Consider the following 23,931-nt stretch of genomic DNA (forward strand, 5'->3'; position numbering starts at 1 on the left):
CAAAAAGACAAAGGAACCGAACGTGAGCCTGGCTGACAAGTGCAGTGGCGCTCATCATCTGAATATCAAGGAGATAAAAAGTGGAAAAAATCGAACAGTTGGAACTGGATGAACATCGCAGCCAAATCATTGCTGACGTGAAAAGTTTGGTCGAAAAATACCGTGCAATATTCGATTGGGATGTTCCGGAGATCAATCAAAACCTTGCAGACCGGCTTATCCTGGCGGCGATCCGCAAGGCATTGGATGACCTTGAAAAGGAATTCCTCGGCTGAATCCAGGCAACTGCGGAGCGGAGCGTTTGGATCAGCGTGCCTGGCCGCATCCCTGGTTGTTCCAGAAATTCTGGTCGAATTTATATAGTTGAAAGGAACCCTGAAATGAAGGACCTTCCTCCACCACATGATCCCGTTGAGACACTGGGTGAGGCTTATGCAGTGTTATTGGAAAAGGCGTTGCAGAAAGCACACCAAACTGGTGCCGCGCTTCACCCCATGATAGGCGGGATTCGGGGCGATACACCCGCCTTGAATAAGCTTAGGGAAGAGGATGTGGTCAAGCTGGAGGGCTACGTTAAACGTGATCTGATCGCTGCGGCACGGTATCTGGATAAGACTGGCAAGACGCTGCAGGACTGGCTTGGTTTTGACCTGGTGTTGATAAAACATGAATTTTTGGAGATGTTTTCCGCAGCAGCAGATAAGACCACGACAGAGCTGGTGCTCTTAAGGCTGCAGGCAGAAAACGCTGGATATCATACCGGTGAGCTCACTGGGCTAGGAACGCTGGTTTGCGACCAGTGTGGTGAAAAATTGCATTTTCATAAACCAGGTCACATTCCCCCTTGCCCCAAGTGCAACAGTACGCACTTTCATCGGCAGAATTTTGAATAATTCCGATCACAATTTCCAAATCACACTCCGGACAAGGCGATCAAGACCGCTTGCCATGTTCTTGGGATGGGTAAACCTGTGGGGTGCATACCACGTCATGCCGCTGGCCACAGAGAAAACGAGATGCGTCCACTAGGCACTGCGTTACGGCGCTGGCGCATGCGCAGGATTCTTAAGCGTCATCCGATACCTCATCATGTCTGGCAAGGCGTGACGCGGCGCGTGGTGGTGTTGAAAGAGCTGGATGCAGTGCAAATGGCGCACCTGCGCGAAATGACGACATGGTTCCTGGATCAGAAATCGATCACCGGGGCCCAGGGCCTGGAAGTGACTCCGTCGATGAAGGTGGCGGTGGCCGCCCAGGCCTGCTTGTTGATCCTGAATCTGGGAGTGGAACTCTTCGATGGCTGGGTTGAGGTAATACTCTACCCGGGCGCGTTCCGCGTCAATCATGCGCAAATGGATGTGATTGGCCTGGTACATGACGAGGCAAGCATTTTAACCGGTGAGTCATGGCTGCGCGGCCCGGTGATTCTGTCCTGGGATGACGTCGAGCGGGATACCTATCATTACCAGGCCGGCCACAATGTTGTGTTGCACGAGTTCGCTCATAAGCTGGATGGTCTCAATGGGGTGACGAACGGCATGCCGCCATTGCATCGTGGTATGAGCCGGAAAAGATGGGCCGAGGCCTTGAGTGAGGCCTACGATGCACTGTGTCTGCAAGTGGCAGCAGGAGAAGCGGCTTTTATCAATCCTTATGCCGCCACCAGCCCGGCAGAGTTTTTCGCGGTCTTGAGCGAGTATTATTTTACTGCGCCGGATATTTTGAAAAACTGCTGTCCCAGTGTTCACAGGCAACTGACGCTGTTTTACCGACAGGTGTCATCGCGTTGATTTATCCTGGAAAGGCAGTTAACCATGGCGAGCACGGGGAATACATCTTAAACCAGGGCATATTTCGCGCTTTGTTGGCCGGTACCCGATGTCAACGAGGTATTTGGCAAGGTGATGCGGCAGCCTCAGCCACCGGGGTTTGCCGCGCGCAAGGCCCGGGTCTGGGTGAAAAACGTGCCCAGTCCCACGCCCGCCACGCACACCACCGCCAGCACCAGCGGCAGATCGATGTGGGACAGGCCATGCACATGGAGGCCCGTGTTGATGCTCCAGTGAGCCAGGCTGGGGAACAGCAGGCCCAACACCCCCGCCGCGATATAGGCGGCGCCGCCCCACAGCAGGGTGCGCGCGGCTGTTGTCAGCGCCACCGCACGTACTGCCTGGGGAGAAAGCTTGCGGCTGGCTGCCATACGACCGAACAAGGCGCCCGCTACTGCTTGCACTATCAGGGTACCCAGCCCGAATAGGGCGCCGGGTAACCAGCCCCAGGCGGCGCTGGGCATAGCGGGTGCCAGGGTGGTGTAGAGAATGAGGGCAAAGGCACCCAAGCCCCAGCCGGCGACAAAGCCGTGCAGCGCCGGCATCCAGCCGGTCATGCGCGTCCAGCGAGATGTTCCGGACGTGTCGTCAAAGCGATCTTCATGGCACTGACCGATAAGGTGCAGGTGCACGGCACGACGCTGGCGCAGCATCAGCCAGCCGCCCGCCGCCATCAACAGACCAATGGGCACGAACAGGGCCTGGTTCAACCAGTCATTCTGCATCCAGTGCGACAGACCCAGCCACGCCAATTCGCTGGCGATCGCGCGCTGCATGGTGAAAGTCAGCGAGAACAGCAGCCCGGCACGCAGACCTTTGCGGGTGGAGTAGCCGCCGACCGCATAGCTGAAAGTGATGGGCCAGGTATGCTCGTCCGGCACCATGCCGTGGACAAGGCCCAGCAGTAATGCGGTGACCAGTGCGGCAGCAACGCCGGGGTGGGTGGGATTCCACAGATCGATGAATTCCATGATGCGCGTCAGTCCAGTCTTGCAGGGCGGGTGGGCGGCAATCCGCCGGTTCCTCGTGACTGCATAGCATACCCAGCGCTTTCCATTCAGCATAGAGATGTTGTCAGGCACCGAGGGGCGCTGCAGTTGCCTCGGAAGGCACCATCCTGCTGCGGGACTGCGGCTGGCATGCTCCATCAGGCTGCGGTGCACAAAATATCCGCAGGATAGCACGCGCGACTCATCAGCCAGCCCGGTGTGGCCTGAAGAATGCTCACCGCCATGATGCCAGTGCTTATACAGCTATGTGTGACACCGTACAGACCATGTCTGGTTTTACGCCTAAATTCAAGCCAGTCAGCCAGGCTGGCCTGCATAAAGCCGCATTCGAAATTCAACTGTCAGGATCCAGAACAATGATGAGAAAACCTTCCAAACTCAAATTGCAGCCAATGCTGAACAGGACCGGTGTTCCGGCGCTGATCACCGCTATCGTGATCATGATGGCCGGTTGTGCAAGTGTGCCGCCGCCAACAGCGCAGATGGCGGTTTCACAGGCTGCTGTAGACCGTGCCAGCAGTGCTGATGCCAATGAATTTGCACCTGTGGAACTGCAATCCGCAAAGGACAAGCTGGCCCGTGCCGAGCGGGCAATGGTCCAGGAGAATTATGAGCTTGCCCAGCAATTGGCCGAAGAAGCGCAGGTTGATGCCAAGCTCGCTGAAGCAAAAAGTCAATCAGCCACAGCCCGGAAAGCCGCCAAAGATTCACAGGAAGCCATTCGTGTACTGCGCGAAGAGATCAACCGCAAGACCCAATAATTACGAAAGAGTTGAACATGAAAAAAAATCGTTTCTTCCCCCTTGCACTGATTGCAGTTGCCGTATTCGCCGGTTGCAGTTCCATGCCACAAAGCGCGACTTTGGATGAAGCCCGCAGCAAGTACAGCGATGCCCAGGCCAACCCGCAAGTTACCAAACTTGCGCCAGTTGAACTGAAGGAAGCCGGTGAGGCGCTAGACCGCGCCAATGCAGCTCAGAGCAAGCGAGAAGATCGCAATGTTGTAGACAATCTGGCTTATCTGGCCAAACAAAAAATCGCAATCGCACAAGAAACCGCTAAACGGAAAAGTGCTGAATTGGCAGTTGCCAATGCCGCTTCCGAACGTAACAGGGTATTGCTTCAGGCGCGCACCATAGAAGCGGATCAAGCCAGGCAGCAAGCGGCTATCGCGCAGCAGGGCACGGATCAGAAAACGGCTGAGCTGGCAGTTGCCAATGCCGTTACGGAACGCCAAAGGCTTAACCTTGAGGCGAGAACGGCAGAAGCCGGGCAGGCCCAGCAGCAGGCGGCTCTCGCGCACGCAAGCGCAGAACAGGACAAAGCCCGCCTGGAGGCACTGCAGACGCAACTGAATGACCTGCATGCCAAGAAAACAGCACGCGGCATGGTGATCACGCTCGGCGATGTCTTGTTCGATACCAACAAGGCGCAACTTAAATCGGGCAGCATGCGCAACGTGCAAAAGTTGGCTGATTTTCTCAGGCAATACCAGCAACGCAAGGTGTTGATCGAAGGCTTCACCGACAGTACGGGCAGCAACAGCCGTAATCAGGCACTCTCTGAGCAGCGCGCCAATGCCGTACGCACCGCATTGATCGACATGGGTACCAGTAGTGATCGTATTGGCACGCGCGGCTATGGCGAATCTTATCCGATTGCCGGCAACAACAACGCTGCTGGTCGTCAACTGAATCGTCGTGTGGAAATTGTCCTGTCCGACGAGGGTGGCAATATCGCGCCACGCTGAGTGCTGAATAGTGCAAATCCATGCCCCGTTATGAACGGCTGGATATGAATTTTAATTAACGCTACGAGGAGAGAAAAATGTTAGGAACAATCCTGTTGGTTGTGGTGATCCTGATGCTGATTGGAGCATTTCCAAGCTGGCCACACAGCAGGGGGTGGGGGTACGGTCCGAGCGGAGGATTGGGGTTGATATTGGTGATCCTGATCATCCTGCTGCTGCTGGGACGAATATAACGGGCTGGATCAGATTGGCTGGCAGGCAGGTAAACGCTCACGGAGACATATCGCTTGACCGTGAGCAGATTTTGGTAAGTTTTGTTTTTGTATTCATTTGGAGCGTCTAATCATGAAATTATTTAAATTTTTTTCCGCATTTTTCCTGAGTGTTGTGTTGGTGTCTTTCATGGGATGCGCGTCTACCCATACGCAGGAGAGCACCGGTGCCTATATTGACGACAGCGTCATAACTACCAAGGTTAAGGCAGCCATTTTCAATGAACCCACTCTCAAATCAACTGAAATCAATGTTGAAACGTTCAAGGGCGTGGTTCAGTTGAGCGGTTTCGTGAACTCACAGGCAGACATCAACAAGGCGGTTGAGGTGGCACGCAACGTCAAGGGCGTGCGCTCCGTCAAGAATGACATGCGCCTCAAATAAGGACGGCTGATGACACGCCACTGCCGGATGTTGTCCGGCAGTGGCGTGCGACGACGTGCTCTGCGGCGGATGTATTTGGGTGGCGCACCGGATTTTCGCCCAGCAGCCTGGTTTGCCAACAGTAGCAAACACAATTGCGCCAGATCATGGTGCTATCCATTTAAAGCGATAAAGGAGAATAATGATGCCATTAATTCAATTAGTGATTGTGCTGGTTGTCGTTGGGGTGGTTCTCTGGCTGATCAATACCTACATACCGATGGAAGCCACTATCAAGAAAATCTTGAATGTGGTGGTGATCATTGCGGTAATCCTTTGGCTGTTGAGCGTTTTCGGAGTGCTGGGTTCCCTCTCGGGGGTTCGTATTGGACGGTAAGTGAACCTGGACTCATCGCGGTCTGGCCTGAATCCGACAGACACTTCAGCAAATCGGAGAAGCGGCAGACCGAGTGGCGATGGATATAAATGGAAATTGTAAATCTGCAACTAATAGCAAAACGCATTGCTCTTATTGCTTACTGCGACCGGCAGGTGGCAGGCAATATTTTTATCACCATTGAAAGGAAGTTTCATGAAGCTGCGTACAAAACTCGCTCTTGGCCTGATCTCTTCTGTGTTCGCAACCGGTGTCGCAACGGCTGCGAATCATGACGGGAAGATGCATGGGCAAAAACATGAAATGGACTGTGATGGCATGGGCATGATGCAGGGCCATATGATGGATCCGGTCGCCACCGCCCACAAACACCTGAGTGAACTGAAAGCCAGGCTTAAGCTCACCAAAGAACAAGAACCTGCCTGGCAGGCATTCTCCGGTCAGGTCAACGCACAAGCCAAAAACATGGCGTCGGTGCGCGACAAGATGAAAGGCAATATGCAGAACATGCCCATGACCGCGCCTGATCGCATGGCGATGATGGCAGGCATGATGGAAGACCGTGCGCAGAATATGGCCACGATGGCAGACGCGGTAAAAACATTCTATGCAACCCTCACGCCTGAACAAAAAAATGCGTTCGACAAAATGCACATGAGCCACATGCAATCCATGGGTCACATGAAATAGTTCGATTTGAGTCGTTAACCCAGCGTCCGGGGAATGCCGGTCAAAAGGGAGATGAGCATAGCCATGCTGGCAAGGCATCATCTGACCATCAGCCAATGTATAGCCCCTTCCCGGTTGAAGTCGTCGATCACGTTGAGGAGCCGGATGCCGCGGCCACCGGCCAATTGATCGTGCATGAAGTCCACCGACCACACTTCATTGATTGATCTGCGCCGGCACCCCCAGTGCCGGCGGTTTCTCGCGCACCAGACCTCGTCCTGGCCTGATGCACAGGTTCAGCGCCAGCTCCCGGCAGATGCGGGAGGCAACGTCTGTGGTTCCAGCCAAATTGCTTTACGTTGCGCAGGCGCAGGAAGCACAGGCCGAACGCGGCACACGCCTGAGAAGCCACCAGACCTGGCGCGCCATTAGTAAAACGTTGCCGGGCTCAGGCGGTGCTCGCGGCACGGGCCGGGACGGGGGGCTGCCTCTGCTTGCCTCAAAATCTGCATGGTCTGGCTGCCTCCGGCGCCAAAGCTCAATAATCCTAGATACTGTCGTCACAAGATGTGGCAAAATATGGTTTTCGTAAAAAACTCATAACCGAATGCCAGAAACCATCCATCGACACGACATTACGGACAAACATTGGGCCTTGCTCGAACCGCATTTACCTGGGCGCGCAGGTGTTTGGGGTGGAGTGGCACAAGATAACCGCCGATTTATCAATGCGGTGTTTTGGATTCTTCGCACGGGTGCGCCGTGGCGAGACCTGCCTGCCTCGTATGGAGGATGGAAAAACACCCATCGACGCTTTTGCCGTTGGCGCGATCAAGGCATTTGGGAGTCGTTGCTGGAAAAGCTCATTGTCGAGCCGGATTACGAATGGCTCATGATCGATGCCAGCCATTGCAAGGTTCCCCCCCATGCCGCTGGGGCACGCGGAGGCAATCAAGGCATGAGCCGTACAAAAGGGGGCTCAACACAAAGATACATCTGGCCGTGGATGCGCATGGTATGCCGCTCAGAGCAGTTATTACAGAAGGTACCCGAGCAGATTGCGCTGAGGCTGACCAATTGATTGAGGGATTTCAGATGGAGCACCTTCTTGCCGACAAAGGCTACGACAGCGATGCGATCGTGGCGAAAGTCGAGGAACAAGGAGCAAAAGCGGTTATTCCGCCGCGCAAAAACCGTAAACAACCCAGAGAGTACGATAAGCATCTCTACAAGCTACGCCATTTGGTCGAGAACGCATTCTTGCATCTCAAGCGGTGGCGAGGGATCGCCACCCGCTATGCGAAAAACTTGTCATCCTTCGTGGCTGCCGTACAAATTCGCTGTCTTACCCTTTGGCTGACTATCTCGTGACGACAGTACCTAGAAACCGTAGTTGGACGCGCCCGATGGTGCGTTTGGGCGTGTGGCTGCCGCGAAGCAACGAGGCAGCAGGCCGCGGCCTGCAACGAGGCGCGACAAAGGCAGGCGCGCGACCGGACGTACCGGCGGGTGCGTAGCAATGTCACCCAGAAGGTGAATGCGGACGAAGGCAGAACACTCAGTATTCATGCGGCTCTCATGAGGGAAATGAGCGGTCTACTACGGTTTTTAGGATAATCAGCTCGAAACGAAGACACCCGATGATGACCTTTGCGATGCCAAGGTGACTGTTTTGGCAGAATATGTTGATCATCACGTCAAGGAAGAAGAAGCGCACATGTTCCCATTAACTAAAAAACAAAATTGGACAGGCCTGAATTAGGCGCTCGGATCAGCGAGTTGAAAGATCAGCTTGAAACTCAAATGGACGAACCATCCGGAACCCATAGAAAAGCTGCCACTGCAAGCAGTAAGAAACAAAAAGCTTCATCAAAATAGGAAATCGCCCGAACCGGCTATACTTACCTTAATCCCGGCAGTGGGGGCGAATGAGTCGGGGCAACCCTTGGATGAATACATCTTATTCCTTACTCGTTAACACGTTGCCAAGCAGCGAAATTTCGCTCCTATGCCTTGACCATGAACTACGTGTCACGGGGTTCACTTTGAACTTACAGAATGTACTCAGCCTGTCTTTGTCCGATCAGGGGCGGCCACTGGGCGAGGTTTCTCAGGAACTCGTTGCAGATGGCTTAATCGACGCCGCAAAAGCAGTCGTGAATACGCTATCGCCGTTTCAACGCGAACTTAAAATGCGCAGCGGCCGTCGGTTCCTGTGCCGTATACTGCCTTACAGTACGGATAACGATTCCCTTTGCGGGATAGTTATCATCTATATCGATATCACTAACGGCGAGCACAATGCGCAGATGCCTATCAAGGCATGCAGGCAGGTGACCGGGCCTCTCGAACGATGCATGCAGGAGCGCACGGCGCAACTGCGGGCTTTGACAATGGAATTGACTCTGGCAGAGGAACAGGCGCGCCACGCCTTGGCCCATGACCTTCACGATGACCTGGGTCAGATTCTTACCGTCACCAGGCACAAGCTGGCAGCCTGGGAGAAAGAAAACCAATCCCCTTCGTTTAGGCAGCCTGTGAGGGAAATAAGTTCGCTGTTCGCCAAAGCCCACCAGTCGTTGCACTCGATGGTTTTTCAACTATGCCCGCCTTTGTTGCATGAAACCGGTCTGGTATCGGCACTGGAGTGGTTGACGGAGGCGCCTCACCGCGTATGCGGTCTGAATGTGTCGATAGAAGACGGCGGCCTGCCCATACCTCTTGATCTGCCGGTAGCGACCCTCGTGTTCCGCGCCGTGCGGGAGATACTCATCAACGTCGCCAAACATGCCGGGGTCGACAGGGCCGTGCTATCAGTCAAGCGTATGGGCGGCCGGCTGAAAATCGTGATTGCTGACGCAGGTCAGGGCTTTGATTATGACGCAGTCCTGGCCCAGCCCGGCGCGTTAGGCCTGCGAAGCATCCAGGAACGATTGAGCTATATTGAGGGGGGTATCGAAATCGAGAGTAGGCCGGGTAAAAGCACCCAAGTTTCTCTCCTCGCCCCGTTGGCCTATGCATCCATTGCCCCGGAGCTGCTCGAATGAGTTTGCGTGTGATGCTGGTGGACGACCACAAATTGCTGCGTGACGCGCTGCACTATTTACTAAATATGGAAGGTGATATCGATGTGGTGGGGGAGACGGGGGACGGGCAAGATGCACTCGATCTCGCTGCACGGGTGCATCCCGATATCGTGATTATGGATATCGGCATGCCGGGTATTAATGGTATCGAAACCACACGACAATTGATTGCCCAACAGCCCGATGTGAAGGTGATCGCGCTGTCTGCCTATACAGACCGACATTTCGTCGAGGAAATGCTCAATGCTGGTGCATCGGGATACGTTTCCAAGGCCGCGGCCGGGGATGAATTGCTGCGGGCGATACGCGCCATGGAAAAGAATGAACCCTATTTTTGTCCCGAAATCCTCATGGCGCTAATGACCTCAATGCGCAAAAGTCAGTACAGTGCAGAGTTGCGCTTTCCAACAATCCTTACTCCCCGCGAACGCGAGGTTCTGTGTCTTCTGGCAGAGGGGAAGCGCTCATCTGAAATTGCCTGGGAGTTATTCATCGCGGTTAGCACGGTTGATGTTCATCGCCGCAATATCATGAACAAGCTCGATCTGCATAACATTGCTGAACTTACCAAATACGCCATTCGCGAAGGCCTTATACAAGCCTGATAAAAAACACGAGTCTGGCCTTTTGGGCTTTAGGAGCGTGTTGCCCCCAGCCACATTACCTACACCGCTCTACCCTGAATCGGGTATACAAAATACTTTCTTCGGGGTATGTCCGGACAATTTGCATAGATATAGAGTTCATCCAGACAAAGGTCAATGAATAAGGCGCCATACCATTCCCAGTAAAGGTTCCTCGATGGAAGTGCCCGTAATACGCCATACAAAGGAACCATCCTCATTTCCGTACCTGTGTGCAGATACCGAGCGCGCCCTGTTGCTATTGGATGAAAGCGGCATCATCAAATATTGCAGTCCGGGAGTTGCGAACTGCTTTTGCGTAAACCCGCAGGCGATTATCGGCCAGCCTGTGACGGGTCTATTGCCTGGATTGCCGATTGGGGCGCGTTTCCCCGGATTCAGCCTCGCCTGCAATACATTCCACTTGGAGGGCAAACAGTGGCTGGCTTTTAGCGGACAAGACAACGAAGGCAGAGAATTTCCCCTGAAGGCTGCACTCGTGCCATTGGAGATAGATGGCCGCCCCTTTTTTTTACTCGAACTGCGTACACAGCGTGCTCTTGCAGGCGAAGATGAGAAGCTGCAGAAATTCCAAGAGGTGTCGGAATTGAGCGATGACGCTGTGGCAGTTACTACCATGGAAGGCCTAATCGAATACGTGAACCCCGCATTCGAAGAACTCACGGGCTATCGCAAAGACGAGTTAGTGGGGCGTACTCATGCCATTTTGAATTCCGGGGTGCACGAACCCGCATTTTTCCTGGAAATGTGGACAACTTTGCGGGCAGGCAGGTCATTTCGGGGTCAGTTCGTGAATCGCCGTCAAAATGGCGCGCTTTTTTATGAAGATAAAATCATTCGTCCTTTTTACAATGCCAGCGGAAAAATGAGCCATTTTATGGCCTCAGGACGCGATGTAAGCGAGCAGGTTCAAATCATGCACCGGCTCGAGCATCTTGCCAACTACGATAGTCTGACCGGGTTGCCAAACCGCAATCTGTTTCTGGACAGGTTGCAACAAGCAGAGGCGCGGGGGTCACGCAACCATGACGGGTTTGCCATTGTGTTGCTGGACTTGGATCACTTCAAGGCCATCAATGATACCCTTGGGCATGCTGTGGGCGACGCGGTTTTGCAAACTACGGCGTTCCGGATTAGACAATGCTTGCGCGAAGGGGATACGGTAGCCCGCTTGGGTGGCGACGAATTTTCTCTGATCCTAACCGAAGTTGCGCTACGGCAAGATGTTATGAAGGTGCTCGAAAAAATAGTCGCGTTGCTAGGCGAGCCTTTGATTATGGACAGTCAGAATATTCCTGTCCAAGCCAGTATCGGTATAGCAATTTATCCGGAACATGGTGAGGATGGTCAGACCCTGCTCAAACACGCCGATAGTGCCATGTATAGGGTTAAGACTGCAGGAGGCAATGATTATCTGATATTCGAGAGAAAGGAAGAGGGGCGTCCCATTTATTCGCTGCAAAAATAAATACGAAACTAATAACGGGGGGGTAATCGATATGTCAGAGCTCCGTGATCCGCAACAAAATTATATTCTGCGCGCGTTGAGCCCACCTGAATTTGAGCGCATTGCTCCTCACCTTGAATTGGTTTCAATGTCCTGCGCTGAAGTTCTATACGAGGTTAATGAGAAATTGCAATTTGCCTATTTCCCCACCACTGCCACAGCATCACTGCTCTGTGGCCTGGAAGATGGAGCATCGGTGGAAGTGGCTGTGGTTGGCAATGAGGGCATGCTCGGCGTTTCGGTTTTCATGGGAGGGGATGCGGCGCTTACTCAGGCCACGATCCACACCGCAGGCTACGGCTATCGAATCCCGGCCAAATCGTTACGGGAGGCGTTAGGTCGGAGCGGAGGGCGCCGCGCCGGGACGTTGCAGCAATTGCTACTGCGTTATGCCCAAACTTTAATTATGCAAATGGCGCAAACTACTGCCTGCAATCGGCGCCATTCAGTAGAACAGCAGTTATGTCGCTGGTTGCTCTTGAATTTTGATCGTATGCACTCTAGCAGTCTGGCGATGACACAGGAACTGATTTCCAATATGCTCGGGGTACGCCGTGAAAGCATAACCGAAGCGGCCAGGAAATTGCAGCAGGCTGGCATAATCAGCTACCATCGTGGGCACATAGAAGTGACGAACAGACCAGAATTAGAGACCCATGTATGCGAGTGTTACGGCATATTGAAGAAGGAATCAGAACGTCTGGTTACTGACTTGCTTGCGGCCTGAGCAGTCCAGCCAGTAGCCTGGATAAAAAACTTGTCGAGCGCCGAATGATTCGGTTTTCCAGATTGGCATGTTTTATGGATACCCCAAGACGCGTTACCGCGGGCTGGCGAAGAATGCGGCACAGGTGAACAGGCTGGTGGACGGGCGAATCTCTGCATGACGGCCGAGGTGCGTCCGCTGCCGGGAAACGGCGCAGCACCGGGCAGAAAAACAGCTAAAACAGGTGCGCCAGCGCCAGAAAGTTGTGTCTGGCCGCATCGAAAAACAAAAAAATACCGTTCCGGTATCAGGGTGCGTACAGGACCCCGGCGTGAATCATCGGCACTCCACCCTTGAACGCCGGCGGCTTCGCCCCGCGGCCCATGTTGGCCTGCCACAGAACTTTCATGACAGCGGTTGCAATCATGGCAACCAGGCTTTCCCCGGCATGTTTGGTCTCCAGCGCCGCAAGCTGCAGGCGATCCTGCAACAGGCCAACCAGTTCCAGCCATAAAGACTTGGCATCTTCAATCAGCCCGGGCGCAGGTGCTGCTGTTTCGTGCGGAGGAAGGATATCGGCAGCGGGATTTGCCATGATGGATGGTTTATGATCAGCGCGTGCCGATGAACCGGCTCAGCAGAAAGCCTGCGACTACAGCGATACCAACCGACGCAATGGGGTTCTCACGTACATAATCGCGGCAATTTTCAGTGATTCGCGTTTGTGCCTGTTTGAACTGCTCGCCTTTGACACCCAGCGTTTCGGCCGCATTGGCCGCGGCGCCAGCCAGCTTGTCGACGACCTGGTGCGCCCCTGTGGCAACGCGATCCACGGCGGGCCGGGCAGCCTCTGAAACCTTGTCAATAGTATGATGGGCCCCGACGCTGGCGTCGTCAATATTTCCGGCAATGGATTTGCCTATTGGGCTCTGATTGGAACTCAAATTATTAGCCGTTGTTTCCATGACGTTCTCCTTGGTAAGCGGTGAAGTATTTATTTAACTTCAAGTTGATTGTTCAGTGTTTTAATTCCCGGCACTGCTTTCGCCAATTCGGCGATCTTCTCTATTTCTGCGCTATTTTGATTATCACCACAGACGATTAACTCCGCCGTGAGGAAACCGAAACATTGGAATTCACAATAAAGCCTCGCAATTTCCCTGTCTGTACGTGAACGCACATAGATGCCAACACGGCAGTGGAACTGATTGCCGGGCAGGACGATGGTGTTTTTGCCAATAGCCGCAGCGACGCTGCGGTGTGCTTTGGGTGCCGCTGCCATTTGCGCGAGCCGGGTGTATGACAAAGCTGGCGAGGTTCACGATTGATCCAGGAAGCTGGCGCAGCTGCGGTATCGTTGAGTATTGCGGGGCGTTGCCACCTGGTTCTTGCGGTGTTGATGGCTGGTTGAAAATGACGGGTGCCTGCCCATTCCTCAAGCCGGGGCCAGCCCGGTCAAGGCGATCGCTGCAAGGAGCGTCAAGCGCATTGGGATAGGTCGAAGCATGTTGCAATTCCGGTAGCTGAACGGGTTTCATGACGGCATGCACACCGCCATCAAGTTTTATCTTGGCGCCTGCCAGCAGTTGTTGCTGACCTGGTAAGTGGTGGTAAGCTGCTCGCTGTTGGGCTGCAGGATGTAGCGCACGCCGATGACGTCACTTATCTTGCGCCAGTAAATCGCCATGGTATTTTTCTCGCCCGTGCCGACCACGTTGTGGAGTGCCACGAGCTTCAATGGGCTACCGTACTGGGTGTTGAAATTGCCGGTAACGGTAACAAAATTGCTGAAAGAAGCAGCCAGTTCCTGATCGAAGCCAACCAGTTTGTCATTGCAAAAAATGAACACGTAGCGCCGGCCTGCCGGGTTATCCGGCGCGTCATACACCATCAGGGTGTCGCCGGTTTCGATGCTGTTTTCAAAATTCCACGATTTGAGCGTGGCCCTGAGCTGGTTGCGCGTCATGCCGCTTTTGAATTCACCGACCTCAAAGGCCTGGACGGACTGGCAGAAAGCAAGCAGGGTCAGGGCGAGCAGGGCGGTTTTTGTATGCATGATTTCTGGTGTGCGGAATTTTCCAAGAGATTAGCTTGACTGGACAGCCAAGTCGAGTTGTACTCATCTCAAACAGTCAAATCGCGCTGCGAGGTAAATTTATGCGTACCCACTTATTGATGGGCATTGTCGCAATTTGCGCAACGGCTGGCCTGCTGTCGATGCCCGCGGCCCGTGCCATGGGCACGCGGCCGCAATCGGGCAGCGTTCTGGGTACCGGCCAGATCGTCGCTACTGCAGGGATACGCGGGCTGGACGAGGAAAAGCTCAAAGCCGCGCGTTTTGATGCGGCCCAGCTTACCCGATTGGAATCGCTGGCGGTAAGCGCCGATGCGGCACGGAATTTTGCCGCGCGAGGTGGATTGAGGAGCCGTCCGGTGGCCTATTTGCCTGATCCGGCGCAGCGCAATGGTGGCTACCCATAATACGGTTATTCGTCACTTTCCGTATCCAGATCGGGAATATGACTGAAAGCGACGCGCATCGGTGCGGCCTGCAGCGCATCGTGCGCAGCGCCGAAATATACGGCGTTTTTGCCGAAGCGCGCATTGAGCTTGTCCACCGTGGCGTTGAGCGTGCTGCGCGCATTGCTGGTATCGAACAGTGACGGAGTGTGGTGCGCTGCTTCCACCAGACGCGTGAGCGTTACCCCGACCGCCAGCGGAGCGTCGCGCACGGCCGGTTTTTTCTGCCACAGCAGGTCGAGCATGTTGGTCAGGGTGAGCGTATCCGCGCTTGGATCGAAGCTGATTTTCTCGTTCCAGGGCGGGTAGCGCAGGTATTTCACCTTGACCTGCATCGCTCCCGCCAGCAGTTCGTGGCTGCGCAGGCGCATTGCGGTTTTTTGCAACAGCTTGTGCAGTACCGAATGCGCGGCGTGGTCGCTGCGCATTTCCGGTGCCAGCACATGCGAGTGTCCGATGCTGGCACGCGCGCTGGGGGCGGGCAGCAGCCATTCGCCGCGCAATTTGGCATGCATGCGCTCGCCTTCGATACTGCCCCACGCGCGCGCAAGCCGGGCCTTGTCCGCTGCCCACAACTCGCGCAGGGTGTGAATCCCGGCCTGCTTCAGGCGTTTTTCCATCTGTCGCCCGACGCCATTGATATCGCGCAGCTCCAGTGGATACAGGCAATCGGGCAGGTCGTTGAGTTCAATCACCGTCAGGCCGTCCGGCTTGCGCATGTTGGAAGCTGTTTTCGCCAGAAACAGGTTGGGCGCAATGCCGATCGAACAGCGCAGTTCGCTTCCCACGGTGTTGTAAATGGTGCGCTTGATCTTGTGCGCCAGTGCTTCGGCGTTGACGCGCATGCGCTCGCTCCCGGTCAGTTCGCAGTGCATTTCGTCAATCGAATATACGGCTTCCACATGGCTACAGGACTCCACCGCAGCGACCAGTTTATGGTGATATTCCACATACATTGCCGGGCGCGCCGGCACGATGCGAATACCCTTGCACAATTTGCGCGCTTCATGGATGGGCGTGCCGGTCCTGACTCCGAATGCCTTGGCTTCATAGCTTGCCGCGATGCAGCAGGTGGTTTCCGCCACCACCGGTGCCACACACACGGGTTTGCCGCGCAGGGCCGGCTCGGCCTGCTGTTCCACCGCGGCAAAGTAGGAATTGAAATCAACGTAGAGCGAACGGAGCATACGGTATAATCGCGGCTTTTGTACTGCACTGAAAGTAAAGGTTTAACGCATGAGTCTGAATCTGGTTCCCGCGGGCAAGGACGTCCCCAACGATTTTAACGTCATCATCGAAATCCCCATGCACGGCGATCCCATCAAGTACGAAGTAGACAAGGAAAGCGGCGCCATGTTCGTGGATCGTTTCATGTCCACCGCCATGCATTATCCCTGCAACTACGGCTATATTCCCCACACCCTGTCCGAAGACGGTGACCCGGTGGATGTGCTGGTCATGACCCCGGTGCCGCTGATTACCGGCGTGGTGGTGCGCTGCCGTACCATCGGCATGCTCAGGATGAGCGACGAAGCCGGCGTGGACGCCAAACTGCTTGCCGTGCCGGTAGATAAGTTGTGCGGATTGTACAAACACGTGCAGAAGCCCCAGGATTTACCTGCAATGACCCTGGCACAGATTTCCCATTTCTTTGAACACTACAAAGACCTGGAAGCCGGTAAGTGGGTGAAAGTGAAGGGCTGGGTTGACGCCGACGCAGCCAGGGCCGAAATCATGGCCGGTGTGGAACGCTACAACGCCGCTGCGGACAAGCCAGCATTTTAATCCGCCGAGCCGCCTGGCAGCGGCTCTTTTTTGGGGCGTGCAACCATGAAAATCTGCATCATTTCCGACAGTCATGACAACCGCCGCCTGATGGCGTTAGCCGTGGAAGACGCCCAAAGCCGCGGTGCAGAAGCCGTGCTTCACTGCGGTGACGTGGTAGCGCCCACCACCTTGCGTGCGCTGCAAAAATTTGGTTTGCCGGTGCATGTCATTCATGGCAACAACACCGGTGACATGTTCAACCTGTCGCGTCTGGGGGCGGAGGAGGGCAGCGTCATCCGTTACCATGGCCAGGACGCCGAAATCGAACTGGGCGGACGCAAGATTTTCATCGTCCATTATCCTCATTACGCGCGCGCCATGGCTTGCACCGGCGATTACGATCTGGTCTGCTGCGGCCATGACCATCGTGCCGAAATCAAACACGTGGACAACCTCAGCGGCGGCCAGAGCCTGATGCTTAACCCCGGTACGGTAGGCGGTGTCGGCGCAGCGCCCACCTATATCATGGGAGACCTGGAAACCATGCGGTTTGAAGTATGCGACGTACCGGCCGCGCCGAATGAGATTACCAATCTCACGCGGGTAACCCCGCATATTTAGTGAAACGTGGGGGCGATGACAAAAATCAGAAATGGTTGTTGATCACCACTTCGTTCATAGGCAATTGCCCGCCGCGCGGCCACGCTTCCTTGGTGGCCTTGCCGATCGCCGTCATCATGGTGATCACATGGTCCTGCGGCAGGTTGATGAGCTTGCCCACTGCCTCGAAGTCGAAGCCGTCCATCGGGCATGAATCGTAACCCATCTCTTTGGCCGCCAGCATCAGCGTCATGGCCGCGATGCCGCATGAGCGCATGGCCTCGTCGCGTTGCACCTGCTCCCGGCCGGCATAGTACTGGCCGATGGCGGGAACCATAAAATCCTGTAGCGGCTGCGCCGCATTACGCCAATAGCGGGGGGTGTCCTTTTCCCAGGATTTGGTGTCGGCGCACAGCACGATCAGCAAGGAGGCATCCGTCACTTGCGCCTGATCCCAGGCTGCCTTGCGGATTTCCCTGCGCAGCCCCGGATCGCGCACCAGCACGAAGCGCCAGTTCTGGATATTGAATGCAGAGGGTGCAAGCATGGCGAGCGACATCAACTTCTCGATTTCCGCTTCGGTCATGCGGTGGTCGGGGTCATACGTCTTGACCGCGCGGCGGGTTTCAATTGCTGTTGCGACATCCATATTTCACTCTCCTGGATTGAATTATTTCTTCTTCATGAAAAACACGAATTCGGCGCCGTCCTGCGCCGAAGACAGCAGTTCATTGCCGGTCTGCTTGGCGAAGGCCTGAAAGTCCTTCACCGCGCCCGGGTCAGTGGCCGCGATTTTCAATATTTGTCCCGCATTCAATTCAGCCAGCGATTTTTTGGTGCGCAATATCGGCAGCGGGCAATTCAAACCGCGCGCATCCAGTTCTTTATCGAAATTCATGTTAAGCCTCCAGTCTAGAAATCATTTTCGATTTTGAATGTATTGAAGATGATATCCACAGCCATATTTCTCGCGCCGTGCGATACCGCATCCAGCATGTCGCTATCACTCCAGCCCAGGCTGCGCAATTTCTGCAAATCGTCCGCGCTGACCGCATTCGGAGTGGATACGGCTTTCAGTACCAGCAGCAACATTGCCTTGTCCTTGTCATTCAAGGGCGCCTGTTCGGGATCCCGCTTGGTGAGGGCAACCTGCTCCGGCGTCAGGCCGCACATATTGATCAGCATGGCAGCGTTGAAACCGACACAGTATTCGCAGAGGTTCTCCTGCGACACCAGCATGCGCACCATCGTCAACAGGGGAAAGCTTAACGCGGGGTGATTCTTGTAATAGCCGATCGATTGCCATTGCTGTTCCAGCATCGCCGGGCTGCTGCTGTACATTTGCAAGGCGTTCGGCACATGTCCGAAGGCTTGCTCAATCTGACGGTAAATTTCAGCCACTTTACCGCTTGCTTGATCGCTGGCTACGGTTTGAATGATAGGCATATTACTTCTCCTTGAATTGACAACTCACGAATGCATACCGACCATGCGGTATGTTGATGCCCCAAATAAAACCGCGCTGCCTGCAGCGATTTCACTGAGTCTGTTTATTCCTGGACCTGGACCGGGGACCCAGGCTCAGGACATAGTCCTGCAATTGCGCCATACACAACCGAAAGGTTTTTACCGACTGCATGTTCTTGGCCACGCCCCAGCAGCCTTCCCAGGCAGACACAATAAACAGCGCAGCGGCCTCGCAATCCACATCGGCCCGGATCTGTCGCTGACGCTGCCCCGTTATCAGCGCGTTGCGTATCACCGTCTGCCAGGCCTTGAGTATCAGCGTCAGGCGCGCCTTGAAGGCTTCATCAAGCGGGCTCATTTCCTGCATCAGGTTGTTCAGCGGGCAGCCCAACCTGATGGTGTCCTCGTTCACGCACTCGGCTTTGCGCTGCATGATATCCAGCAATTCAGCCACCGGCTGCGCGGCTTCGCGCAACGGGCGGAACACCATTTCTTCCAGCCCCGCTTGCACCACCTCATCAATGACCGCCAGGCCGAGCGCATGCTTGGCCGGAAAATAGTGGTACAGCGCACCCTTGGTCAATCCGGTGTCGGATAAAATATTGGTGATACTCGCCGCTTGAAACCCGTTGCGGTGGATTTCTCCGAAAGCGGCGTGCAGGATTTTTTCGCGTGTCAGATCGGATTGCCTAGTATCCATGGTTCATGGATCATACCAACCGGTATGGATGTGTCAAGAAGTTTTTTCGGCCGCTGAAAACAATCCCCGGCAATCGTGCATCGGCTCATTCCCGATGGGGTTTCTTTAACTTGCAGCAAAAAGCGCCCGGGTTGAGGTCCACGGTCTTGCCTCCATTCAAGATGATGGGGCATCAACCATGTTTTGAAGTTTTCTGGCACTTACAGTTGTACCACAACCCGCATAAGCATTTGCTGCAATTCAACACCTCTATTTCAGGATAAGAATTTTCAATTGAATTTACCCCGGTACGTTGTGGATAGGCTGCGTCGTTGGGAGTAATATTCACCGCAGTTCGGGAGTATGCGAAACAAGTTTTTTACGGGAAAAAATAGACCGCCCGAGCGGCATCCCAGCTAAATTTTTAGTGTTCGTCGTAACTGGCGGACGCTTTATCCGTTTGAATGGAGGAGACCTGATGACGGAAGTCGTGGCAACAAACGAGACCATCCTGGTCGTCGGTGGCGGCATATCCGGTATGACTGCCGCATTGGAAGCGGCGGAAACCGGCAAGCATGTGGTGCTGGTGGAGAAAAATCCGGCCATTGGCGGGCGTACTTCTCAGCTGTACCGCTATTTTCCCAAGCTGTGCCACCCCATTTGCGGGCTGGAGATCAACCTGCGCCGGCTGAAGTCCAATCCGCGCATCCGCCTGCTGACAATGGCGGAGGTAACCGGCATCACCGGCGCCAGGGGGGACTACACCGCCACCATCAGGATCACGCCGCGTTACGTCAACGCCAACTGTACTGCCTGTGGCGATTGCGCCAAGGCAGTGGATGCCGAGATACCCAACCCGTTCAACTACGGGCTGGACAGGATGAAGGCAGCCTATCTGCCCAACAAGATGGCCTATCCCATGCGCTATGTACTGGACAAATCCATTATCGGCACGCCGGACGCAGACAAGGCCAAGGCGGCGTGCAAATACGACGCCATTGATCTCGACATGCAGGAAGAAACCGTGCAGATCAAGGCCGGGGCTGTGGTATGGGCGACCGGCTGGCAGCCCTACGACGCCAGCAGGATTCAGCCTTACGGCTACGACCGCTTCAAGAATGTGATCACCAGCGTCGAGTTCGAGCGTCTGGCCGATCCGCACGGCCCCACCGGCGGCAAGATTTTGCGTCCGTCGGATGGCAGGGAAGCGAAGAATGTCGCCTTCATCCAGTGCGCCGGTTCGCGTGACGAAAACCACCTGCGCCACTGCTCGCGTATTTGCTGCATGGCTTCGCTCAAACAGACCAACTACGTGCAGGAACGCTATGGCGATGAGGGCAAGTCCACCATCTATTACATCGACATCCGTGCCATTGACCGTTTCGAGGATTTCTACGCCAAGGTGCAGGCCAATCCCAATGTCAGTTTCATCAAATCCAAAGTGGCGAAGGTCACCCAGGACGACGCCAGCGGCGATGTCATTCTTCACGGTGTGAATACCGAAGGCTATCACCGTTACGCCACCCCGCACGACCTGTGCGTGCTGGCGGTGGGCATGGAGCCGTCGGTAAAAGGCGCCAACATCCCCATTGAAATCCTCGTGGATTCCAGCGGCTTCATTGAGGCCGACCCGGCCAACGGTGCCTTCTTCGGTGCCGGTTGCGCATCCAACGCGCTGGACGTGAATCGCTCGGTGCAATCCGCCACGGCGGCCGCGCTGCGGGCGATTCAAGTGGTCAACAGAGTGGCAAAGGCGGAGGTTTAACCATGGCCGTAGAGAAAAAAGTCGCCGCGTATATCTGTCAGGGCTGCGGTCTGGGCGAGCGCCTGGATACTGCAGCGCTGGTGGATGTGGTCAAAAAAGAAGGCAAAATCCAGCAAGTCAAACCTCATCCCTTCCTGTGCAGCAACGCAGGCGTGGCGATGATCCAGAACGACATTGATAACGAAGGCGTGAGTCACATCATGATCGGCGCCTGTTCGCGCCGCTCCAAGACCGATGCGTTCAATTTTCCCGAAGTGGCCATGGCGCGCGCCAATCTGCGCGAAGGCGTGATCTGGATTCGTCCGGATACCGAAGAAGCGCGTGAAACCACGCAGGAAATGGCGGAAGACTACCTGCGTATGGGCTGTGCCGAAATCAAGACCATGCGCCAGCCGGAGGGTAACCCCAACACCGGCACCAGCCGGACCCTGCTGGTGGTGGGGGGCGGGATCACCGGTATGACCGCGGCGCTGGAAGCTGCCAAAACCGGCTATCCCGTGGTGCTGGTGGAAAAATCCGGCCAGCTCGGCGGCTGGGCGGCCAAACTGTACAAGCGCGTGCCTTCCCACGAGCCCTACAAGGCCCCGGTGGATAATGGCGTGGCGGACATGGTGTCTGCCATCGAGGCCGACCCCAACATCAAGGTTTACCTCAACGCGACGATCGCCAAGACCAGCGGTGCGCCCGGGCGTTTTCAGGCAGAAATCGCCACTGAATCCGGTAGCACAGTTACGGAAGACGTAGGCGCGATTGTTCAGGCTACCGGCTTTGCACTTTACGATGCCAACAAGCTGCCCGAATTTGGTTATGGAAAATCGCCCAATGTGGTGGATCAGGGTGGCCTGGAACAACTGGCGCGGGAGGCTGCCGAGCGCGGCGGCCCGATTCTGCGTCCCTCCGACGGCCAGCCGGTGAAGTCGGTGGTGTTCGTACAATGCGCCGGTCAGCGCGACGCCAGCGGCACGCACCTGGCCTACTGTTCCGGCCATTGCTGCAATACCAGCATCAAGCAGGCGATGTACTTCAAGGACGTCAATGCGGACATCGACACCACCGTGCTCTACACCGACCTGCGCACGCCCGGTAACGGCGAGGATTTCTATCGCAGCGGGCAGGAAAAAGGGGTGATTTTCACCAAGGGCAAAGTGTCTTCGGTGGAGCCTGCCGGCAATACCTGCAAAGTCAATTTCCATGACCTGATCCTGGACGACCAGCATGCCTGCATTGAAAACGCAGACCTGGTGGTGCTGGCCACCGGCCAGGTACCGAACTCCGGCGTGAACATCGATTTCAAGGCGGTGGAAGGCGAAGAGGCGGCCGCCGAGGTGGAGAAAAAAACCATTTCCATCCTCAACCTGGACTACCGTCAGGGCAAGGACGTGCCGCAGCTGAAATACGGCTTCACCGATTCGCACTTCATTTGCTTCCCCTACGAAACGCGCCGCACCGGCATCTACACTGCCGGTCCGGTACGGCGCCCGATGGATATCGCCCAGGCCAGGGAAGACGCCACCGGTGCCACGCTCAAGGCGATCCAGGCGCTGGAAAATGCCGCCATCGGCAGCGCCGCACACCCGCGCTCGGGCGACCTGTCCTACCCCTCGGTGCGGATGGAGGGTTGCACCCAGTGCAAGCGCTGCACGGTGGAGTGCCCGTTCGGTGCGATTGACGAGGACGCGAAAGGCTATCCGCTGATGAATGAGTCGCGCTGCCGCCGCTGCGGCACCTGCATGGGCGCCTGCCCGGTACGGGTGATCTCGTTCGAGAACTACTCGGTGGATACCGTGGGCAGCCAGATCAAGGCGGTCAGCATCCCCGACGAGTTCTCGGAAAAGCCGCGCATCCTGGTGCTGGCGTGCGAGAACGACGCCTACCCGGCGATGGACATGGCGGCGATGAACCGCACCGAAGCCAGCGCCTTCGTGCGCGTGGTGCCGGTGCGCTGCCTGGGTTCGGTCAATACCATCTGGATTACCGACGCGCTCAACTCCGGCTATGACGGCGTGATGCTGATGGGCTGCAAGCACGGCGACGAGTACCAGTGCCATTTCGTGAAAGGCTCCGAACTCGCCAATTACCGCATGAGCAAAATCGACGACACCTTGAAGGGTTTCAACCTGGAAACCGACCGGGTGCAGACCTACGAAGTGGCGATTACCGACATTGACCGCGTGCCGAAGCTGATCAACGACTTCGAGAAACGCATGTTCGAAATCGGCATGAGCCCGTTCAAGGGCTTTTAGGAGAACATCGCGATGAGTAATTCAAGCAGTCAGGCCGCCGCCCGGTACAACAATAACTTCCTCAAGGAAGTCGAGGCCATGGTGGAGGAGGGCAACTGGGTCAAGATGTGCATGCAGTGCGGCGTATGCTCCGGCTCCTGCCCTACCAATTTCCAGGCGGGATGGGATCATCCGCCGCAGGAAATCTTCATGATGATCCGTGCCGGCAAGCGCGAGGAAGTGCTGACCTCGCAATCCATGTGGATGTGCACCTCGTGCTACAACTGCATCGTGCGTTGCCCGCGCAAGCTGCCGATTACCCACATCATGCACGGACTTGCCAACTACGCGCACCGCCTGGGGATTGCTCCAAAAAACCAGCCCACCCGGCATTTTGCCAAGCTGTTCTGGAACAACTGCATCCAGACCGGCCGGGTGAATGAGCTGAAACTCTCCCTGGGTTTGTATTTCAGGGATGGTTTCAAACAGGGGATTATCAATGGCCTGGCGATGAAGGATGTCGGACTGGGTTTGTTGAAAGCCAAACGGCTCAACCCGTTTGAGCTGTTCAAGCCGCACGGCTGCAAGGATCAGAAAGGCATCCATGCCATGCTGAAAAAGGCGCATGAGATTGAAGAGCGCCGCAAGGCGATCAAAACGGCTTAAGGAGTATTGAA

Annotated in this window: 30 protein-coding genes and 1 pseudogene; 20 read left to right on the top strand and 11 right to left on the bottom strand. The window is 55.5% G+C overall.

Annotation, left to right across the window (positions count from 1 at the left end; genetic code table 11):
• Positions 1 to 80: 80 nt before the first annotated feature.
• From GZH91_RS06625 to GZH91_RS06635, 3 genes are all read left to right on the top strand, one after another.
• Positions 81 to 275, top strand: coding sequence for a hypothetical protein (locus GZH91_RS06625; protein ID WP_147070303.1), 195 nt, complete (start codon positions 81 to 83; stop codon positions 273 to 275).
• Between the two features lie 105 nt (positions 276 to 380).
• Positions 381 to 893, top strand: coding sequence for a zinc ribbon-containing protein (locus GZH91_RS06630; RefSeq protein WP_147070301.1), 513 nt, complete (start codon positions 381 to 383; stop codon positions 891 to 893).
• A gap of 159 nt (positions 894 to 1,052) precedes the next feature.
• A complete protein-coding gene (locus tag GZH91_RS06635) occupies positions 1,053 to 1,790 on the top strand; it encodes a M90 family metallopeptidase (protein ID WP_147070299.1) in 738 nt (245 codons plus the stop codon).
• A gap of 125 nt (positions 1,791 to 1,915) precedes the next feature.
• Here the strand turns inward: GZH91_RS06635 and GZH91_RS06640 are convergent, their stop codons facing one another.
• Entirely contained in the window at positions 1,916 to 2,800 is an 885-nt protein-coding gene (locus GZH91_RS06640; protein ID WP_147070297.1) for an urease accessory protein UreH domain-containing protein, read from the bottom strand.
• Between the two features lie 305 nt (positions 2,801 to 3,105).
• On the opposite strand from GZH91_RS06640, the gene GZH91_RS06645 reads away from it, so the two are divergent.
• The 6 genes from GZH91_RS06645 (at position 3,106) to GZH91_RS06670 (ending at position 6,312) form a co-directional block, all read left to right on the top strand.
• The gene (locus GZH91_RS06645) at positions 3,106 to 3,600 is read left to right on the top strand and encodes a DUF4398 domain-containing protein (RefSeq protein WP_223264459.1); all 495 of its coding nucleotides are present in this window, start codon (positions 3,106 to 3,108) and stop codon (positions 3,598 to 3,600) included.
• Positions 3,601 to 3,617: 17 nt separating this feature from the next.
• Positions 3,618 to 4,589: an OmpA family protein gene (locus tag GZH91_RS06650; protein ID WP_147070295.1), complete on the top strand. Its 972-nt coding sequence runs from the start codon at positions 3,618 to 3,620 to the stop codon at positions 4,587 to 4,589.
• 77 nt (positions 4,590 to 4,666) lie between these two features.
• Positions 4,667 to 4,822, top strand: a complete 156-nt coding sequence (locus tag GZH91_RS06655; RefSeq protein WP_147070293.1) for a DUF3309 domain-containing protein — start codon at positions 4,667 to 4,669, stop codon at positions 4,820 to 4,822.
• A gap of 112 nt (positions 4,823 to 4,934) precedes the next feature.
• A complete protein-coding gene (locus GZH91_RS06660; RefSeq protein ID WP_147070291.1) occupies positions 4,935 to 5,246 on the top strand; it encodes a BON domain-containing protein in 312 nt (103 codons plus the stop codon).
• 181 nt (positions 5,247 to 5,427) lie between these two features.
• Entirely contained in the window at positions 5,428 to 5,622 is a 195-nt protein-coding gene (locus GZH91_RS06665; protein ID WP_198415423.1) for a Thivi_2564 family membrane protein, read from the top strand.
• Between the two features lie 195 nt (positions 5,623 to 5,817).
• Positions 5,818 to 6,312, top strand: coding sequence for a Spy/CpxP family protein refolding chaperone (locus GZH91_RS06670; RefSeq protein WP_147070290.1), 495 nt, complete (start codon positions 5,818 to 5,820; stop codon positions 6,310 to 6,312).
• Positions 6,313 to 6,416: 104 nt separating this feature from the next.
• Here GZH91_RS06670 and GZH91_RS18010 read toward each other — a convergent pair.
• A pseudogene (locus GZH91_RS18010) lies at positions 6,417 to 6,679 on the bottom strand (IS3 family transposase); the annotation flags it as partial.
• A gap of 219 nt (positions 6,680 to 6,898) precedes the next feature.
• Here GZH91_RS18010 and GZH91_RS06675 point away from each other — a divergent pair.
• The 5 genes from GZH91_RS06675 (at position 6,899) to GZH91_RS06695 (ending at position 12,255) form a co-directional block, all read left to right on the top strand.
• A protein-coding gene (locus GZH91_RS06675; protein WP_161984191.1) for an IS5 family transposase occupies positions 6,899 to 7,662 on the top strand; the annotation gives its coding sequence in 2 pieces (ribosomal slippage) (positions 6,899 to 7,271 and positions 7,271 to 7,662; 765 coding nt in all).
• A 578-nt stretch (positions 7,663 to 8,240) separates the two neighbouring features.
• Positions 8,241 to 9,338, top strand: a complete 1,098-nt coding sequence (locus GZH91_RS06680) for a PAS domain-containing protein (protein ID WP_161984196.1) — start codon at positions 8,241 to 8,243, stop codon at positions 9,336 to 9,338.
• Positions 9,335 to 9,982: a response regulator gene (locus GZH91_RS06685; protein ID WP_147074646.1), complete on the top strand. Its 648-nt coding sequence runs from the start codon at positions 9,335 to 9,337 to the stop codon at positions 9,980 to 9,982. Before GZH91_RS06680 ends, GZH91_RS06685 begins: the two co-directional genes overlap by 4 nt.
• A gap of 196 nt (positions 9,983 to 10,178) precedes the next feature.
• Positions 10,179 to 11,489 carry a diguanylate cyclase domain-containing protein gene (locus GZH91_RS06690; RefSeq protein ID WP_147074645.1) on the top strand — a complete coding sequence of 437 codons (1,311 nt, stop codon included), beginning with the start codon at positions 10,179 to 10,181 and terminating at the stop codon, positions 11,487 to 11,489.
• Positions 11,490 to 11,520: 31 nt separating this feature from the next.
• Entirely contained in the window at positions 11,521 to 12,255 is a 735-nt protein-coding gene (locus tag GZH91_RS06695) for a Crp/Fnr family transcriptional regulator (RefSeq protein WP_147074644.1), read from the top strand.
• Positions 12,256 to 12,541: 286 nt separating this feature from the next.
• Here the strand turns inward: GZH91_RS06695 and GZH91_RS06700 are convergent, their stop codons facing one another.
• From GZH91_RS06700 to GZH91_RS06715, 4 genes are all read right to left on the bottom strand, one after another.
• Entirely contained in the window at positions 12,542 to 12,829 is a 288-nt protein-coding gene (locus GZH91_RS06700) for a hypothetical protein (protein ID WP_147074643.1), read from the bottom strand.
• A gap of 16 nt (positions 12,830 to 12,845) precedes the next feature.
• Positions 12,846 to 13,199, bottom strand: a complete 354-nt coding sequence (locus tag GZH91_RS17775) for a DUF883 family protein (RefSeq protein ID WP_147074642.1) — start codon at positions 13,197 to 13,199, stop codon at positions 12,846 to 12,848.
• Between the two features lie 29 nt (positions 13,200 to 13,228).
• On the bottom strand, positions 13,229 to 13,516 hold the full coding sequence (locus GZH91_RS06710; RefSeq protein WP_147074641.1) for a hypothetical protein: 288 nt from the start codon (positions 13,514 to 13,516) through the stop codon (positions 13,229 to 13,231).
• Between the two features lie 282 nt (positions 13,517 to 13,798).
• Complete coding sequence (locus GZH91_RS06715; protein WP_147074640.1) at positions 13,799 to 14,290, bottom strand: hypothetical protein; 492 nt, start codon at positions 14,288 to 14,290, stop codon at positions 13,799 to 13,801.
• 101 nt (positions 14,291 to 14,391) lie between these two features.
• Here GZH91_RS06715 and GZH91_RS06720 point away from each other — a divergent pair, with 101 nt between their 5' ends.
• Positions 14,392 to 14,715 carry a hypothetical protein gene (locus GZH91_RS06720; RefSeq protein ID WP_147074639.1) on the top strand — a complete coding sequence of 108 codons (324 nt, stop codon included), beginning with the start codon at positions 14,392 to 14,394 and terminating at the stop codon, positions 14,713 to 14,715.
• Positions 14,716 to 14,720: 5 nt separating this feature from the next.
• Here the strand turns inward: GZH91_RS06720 and GZH91_RS06725 are convergent, their stop codons facing one another.
• Complete coding sequence (locus GZH91_RS06725) at positions 14,721 to 15,941, bottom strand: DNA polymerase Y family protein (protein WP_147074638.1); 1,221 nt, start codon at positions 15,939 to 15,941, stop codon at positions 14,721 to 14,723.
• A gap of 49 nt (positions 15,942 to 15,990) precedes the next feature.
• On the opposite strand from GZH91_RS06725, the gene ppa reads away from it, so the two are divergent.
• Both ppa and GZH91_RS06735 read left to right on the top strand, forming a co-directional pair.
• A complete protein-coding gene (ppa, locus tag GZH91_RS06730) occupies positions 15,991 to 16,539 on the top strand; it encodes an inorganic diphosphatase (RefSeq protein WP_147074637.1) in 549 nt (182 codons plus the stop codon).
• A 45-nt stretch (positions 16,540 to 16,584) separates the two neighbouring features.
• Positions 16,585 to 17,142 (top strand): metallophosphoesterase family protein, encoded by a 558-nt coding sequence (locus tag GZH91_RS06735; RefSeq protein WP_147074636.1) that lies wholly within the window; start codon positions 16,585 to 16,587, stop codon positions 17,140 to 17,142.
• A gap of 25 nt (positions 17,143 to 17,167) precedes the next feature.
• On the opposite strand, the gene GZH91_RS06740 is transcribed toward GZH91_RS06735, so the two are convergent.
• The 4 genes from GZH91_RS06740 to GZH91_RS06755 all read right to left on the bottom strand — a co-directional run bounded on the left by GZH91_RS06740 (position 17,168) and on the right by GZH91_RS06755 (position 19,288).
• Positions 17,168 to 17,770 (bottom strand): nitroreductase family protein, encoded by a 603-nt coding sequence (locus tag GZH91_RS06740; protein ID WP_147074635.1) that lies wholly within the window; start codon positions 17,768 to 17,770, stop codon positions 17,168 to 17,170.
• 21 nt (positions 17,771 to 17,791) lie between these two features.
• Positions 17,792 to 18,019: a sulfurtransferase TusA family protein gene (locus tag GZH91_RS06745; RefSeq protein ID WP_147074634.1), complete on the bottom strand. Its 228-nt coding sequence runs from the start codon at positions 18,017 to 18,019 to the stop codon at positions 17,792 to 17,794.
• Positions 18,020 to 18,033: 14 nt separating this feature from the next.
• A complete protein-coding gene (locus GZH91_RS06750) occupies positions 18,034 to 18,567 on the bottom strand; it encodes a carboxymuconolactone decarboxylase family protein (protein WP_147074633.1) in 534 nt (177 codons plus the stop codon).
• A gap of 91 nt (positions 18,568 to 18,658) precedes the next feature.
• Entirely contained in the window at positions 18,659 to 19,288 is a 630-nt protein-coding gene (locus GZH91_RS06755; protein ID WP_147074632.1) for a TetR/AcrR family transcriptional regulator, read from the bottom strand.
• A gap of 457 nt (positions 19,289 to 19,745) precedes the next feature.
• On the opposite strand from GZH91_RS06755, the gene GZH91_RS06760 reads away from it, so the two are divergent.
• Genes GZH91_RS06760 through GZH91_RS06770 form a run of 3 tightly spaced genes read left to right on the top strand, consistent with a single transcriptional unit; the run spans position 19,746 to position 23,920 of the window.
• Complete coding sequence (locus GZH91_RS06760) at positions 19,746 to 21,032, top strand: CoB--CoM heterodisulfide reductase iron-sulfur subunit A family protein (protein WP_147074631.1); 1,287 nt, start codon at positions 19,746 to 19,748, stop codon at positions 21,030 to 21,032.
• Positions 21,033 to 21,034: 2 nt separating this feature from the next.
• The gene (locus tag GZH91_RS06765; RefSeq protein WP_147074630.1) at positions 21,035 to 23,275 is read left to right on the top strand and encodes an FAD-dependent oxidoreductase; all 2,241 of its coding nucleotides are present in this window, start codon (positions 21,035 to 21,037) and stop codon (positions 23,273 to 23,275) included.
• A gap of 12 nt (positions 23,276 to 23,287) precedes the next feature.
• Positions 23,288 to 23,920 (top strand): 4Fe-4S dicluster domain-containing protein, encoded by a 633-nt coding sequence (locus GZH91_RS06770; RefSeq protein ID WP_147074629.1) that lies wholly within the window; start codon positions 23,288 to 23,290, stop codon positions 23,918 to 23,920.
• Positions 23,921 to 23,931: the final 11 nt, after the last annotated feature.

The sequence above is a fragment of the Sulfuriferula plumbiphila genome (assembly GCF_009938015.1).
In the GTDB taxonomy this organism is placed as follows: domain Bacteria; phylum Pseudomonadota; class Gammaproteobacteria; order Burkholderiales; family Sulfuriferulaceae; genus Sulfuriferula; species Sulfuriferula plumbiphila.

What these genes read in the sequence shown, in the direction of transcription:
- GZH91_RS06715 (WP_147074640.1), bottom strand. Translation starts at nt 14,290, where the DNA reads ATGCATACAAAAACCGCCCTGCTCGCCCTGACCCTGCTTGCTTTCTGC.
- GZH91_RS06665 (WP_198415423.1), top strand. Translation starts at nt 5,428, where the DNA reads ATGATGCCATTAATTCAATTAGTGATTGTGCTGGTTGTCGTTGGGGTG.
- GZH91_RS06700 (WP_147074643.1), bottom strand. Translation starts at nt 12,829, where the DNA reads ATGGCAAATCCCGCTGCCGATATCCTTCCTCCGCACGAAACAGCAGCA.
- GZH91_RS06755 (WP_147074632.1), bottom strand. Translation starts at nt 19,288, where the DNA reads ATGGATACTAGGCAATCCGATCTGACACGCGAAAAAATCCTGCACGCC.
- GZH91_RS06695 (WP_147074644.1), top strand. Translation starts at nt 11,521, where the DNA reads ATGTCAGAGCTCCGTGATCCGCAACAAAATTATATTCTGCGCGCGTTG.
- GZH91_RS06720 (WP_147074639.1), top strand. Translation starts at nt 14,392, where the DNA reads ATGCGTACCCACTTATTGATGGGCATTGTCGCAATTTGCGCAACGGCT.
- GZH91_RS06635 (WP_147070299.1), top strand. Translation starts at nt 1,053, where the DNA reads ATGCGCAGGATTCTTAAGCGTCATCCGATACCTCATCATGTCTGGCAA.
- GZH91_RS06630 (WP_147070301.1), top strand. Translation starts at nt 381, where the DNA reads ATGAAGGACCTTCCTCCACCACATGATCCCGTTGAGACACTGGGTGAG.
- GZH91_RS06770 (WP_147074629.1), top strand. Translation starts at nt 23,288, where the DNA reads ATGAGTAATTCAAGCAGTCAGGCCGCCGCCCGGTACAACAATAACTTC.
- GZH91_RS06655 (WP_147070293.1), top strand. Translation starts at nt 4,667, where the DNA reads ATGTTAGGAACAATCCTGTTGGTTGTGGTGATCCTGATGCTGATTGGA.
- GZH91_RS17775 (WP_147074642.1), bottom strand. Translation starts at nt 13,199, where the DNA reads ATGGAAACAACGGCTAATAATTTGAGTTCCAATCAGAGCCCAATAGGC.
- GZH91_RS06640 (WP_147070297.1), bottom strand. Translation starts at nt 2,800, where the DNA reads ATGGAATTCATCGATCTGTGGAATCCCACCCACCCCGGCGTTGCTGCC.
- GZH91_RS06745 (WP_147074634.1), bottom strand. Translation starts at nt 18,019, where the DNA reads ATGAATTTCGATAAAGAACTGGATGCGCGCGGTTTGAATTGCCCGCTG.
- GZH91_RS06685 (WP_147074646.1), top strand. Translation starts at nt 9,335, where the DNA reads ATGAGTTTGCGTGTGATGCTGGTGGACGACCACAAATTGCTGCGTGAC.
- GZH91_RS06735 (WP_147074636.1), top strand. Translation starts at nt 16,585, where the DNA reads ATGAAAATCTGCATCATTTCCGACAGTCATGACAACCGCCGCCTGATG.
- GZH91_RS06660 (WP_147070291.1), top strand. Translation starts at nt 4,935, where the DNA reads ATGAAATTATTTAAATTTTTTTCCGCATTTTTCCTGAGTGTTGTGTTG.
- GZH91_RS06670 (WP_147070290.1), top strand. Translation starts at nt 5,818, where the DNA reads ATGAAGCTGCGTACAAAACTCGCTCTTGGCCTGATCTCTTCTGTGTTC.
- GZH91_RS06725 (WP_147074638.1), bottom strand. Translation starts at nt 15,941, where the DNA reads ATGCTCCGTTCGCTCTACGTTGATTTCAATTCCTACTTTGCCGCGGTG.
- GZH91_RS06645 (WP_223264459.1), top strand. Translation starts at nt 3,106, where the DNA reads ATGTCTGGTTTTACGCCTAAATTCAAGCCAGTCAGCCAGGCTGGCCTG.
- GZH91_RS06740 (WP_147074635.1), bottom strand. Translation starts at nt 17,770, where the DNA reads ATGGATGTCGCAACAGCAATTGAAACCCGCCGCGCGGTCAAGACGTAT.
- GZH91_RS06760 (WP_147074631.1), top strand. Translation starts at nt 19,746, where the DNA reads ATGACGGAAGTCGTGGCAACAAACGAGACCATCCTGGTCGTCGGTGGC.
- GZH91_RS06765 (WP_147074630.1), top strand. Translation starts at nt 21,035, where the DNA reads ATGGCCGTAGAGAAAAAAGTCGCCGCGTATATCTGTCAGGGCTGCGGT.
- GZH91_RS06710 (WP_147074641.1), bottom strand. Translation starts at nt 13,516, where the DNA reads ATGGCAGCGGCACCCAAAGCACACCGCAGCGTCGCTGCGGCTATTGGC.
- GZH91_RS06690 (WP_147074645.1), top strand. Translation starts at nt 10,179, where the DNA reads ATGGAAGTGCCCGTAATACGCCATACAAAGGAACCATCCTCATTTCCG.
- GZH91_RS06680 (WP_161984196.1), top strand. Translation starts at nt 8,241, where the DNA reads ATGAATACATCTTATTCCTTACTCGTTAACACGTTGCCAAGCAGCGAA.
- ppa (WP_147074637.1), top strand. Translation starts at nt 15,991, where the DNA reads ATGAGTCTGAATCTGGTTCCCGCGGGCAAGGACGTCCCCAACGATTTT.
- GZH91_RS06650 (WP_147070295.1), top strand. Translation starts at nt 3,618, where the DNA reads ATGAAAAAAAATCGTTTCTTCCCCCTTGCACTGATTGCAGTTGCCGTA.
- GZH91_RS06750 (WP_147074633.1), bottom strand. Translation starts at nt 18,567, where the DNA reads ATGCCTATCATTCAAACCGTAGCCAGCGATCAAGCAAGCGGTAAAGTG.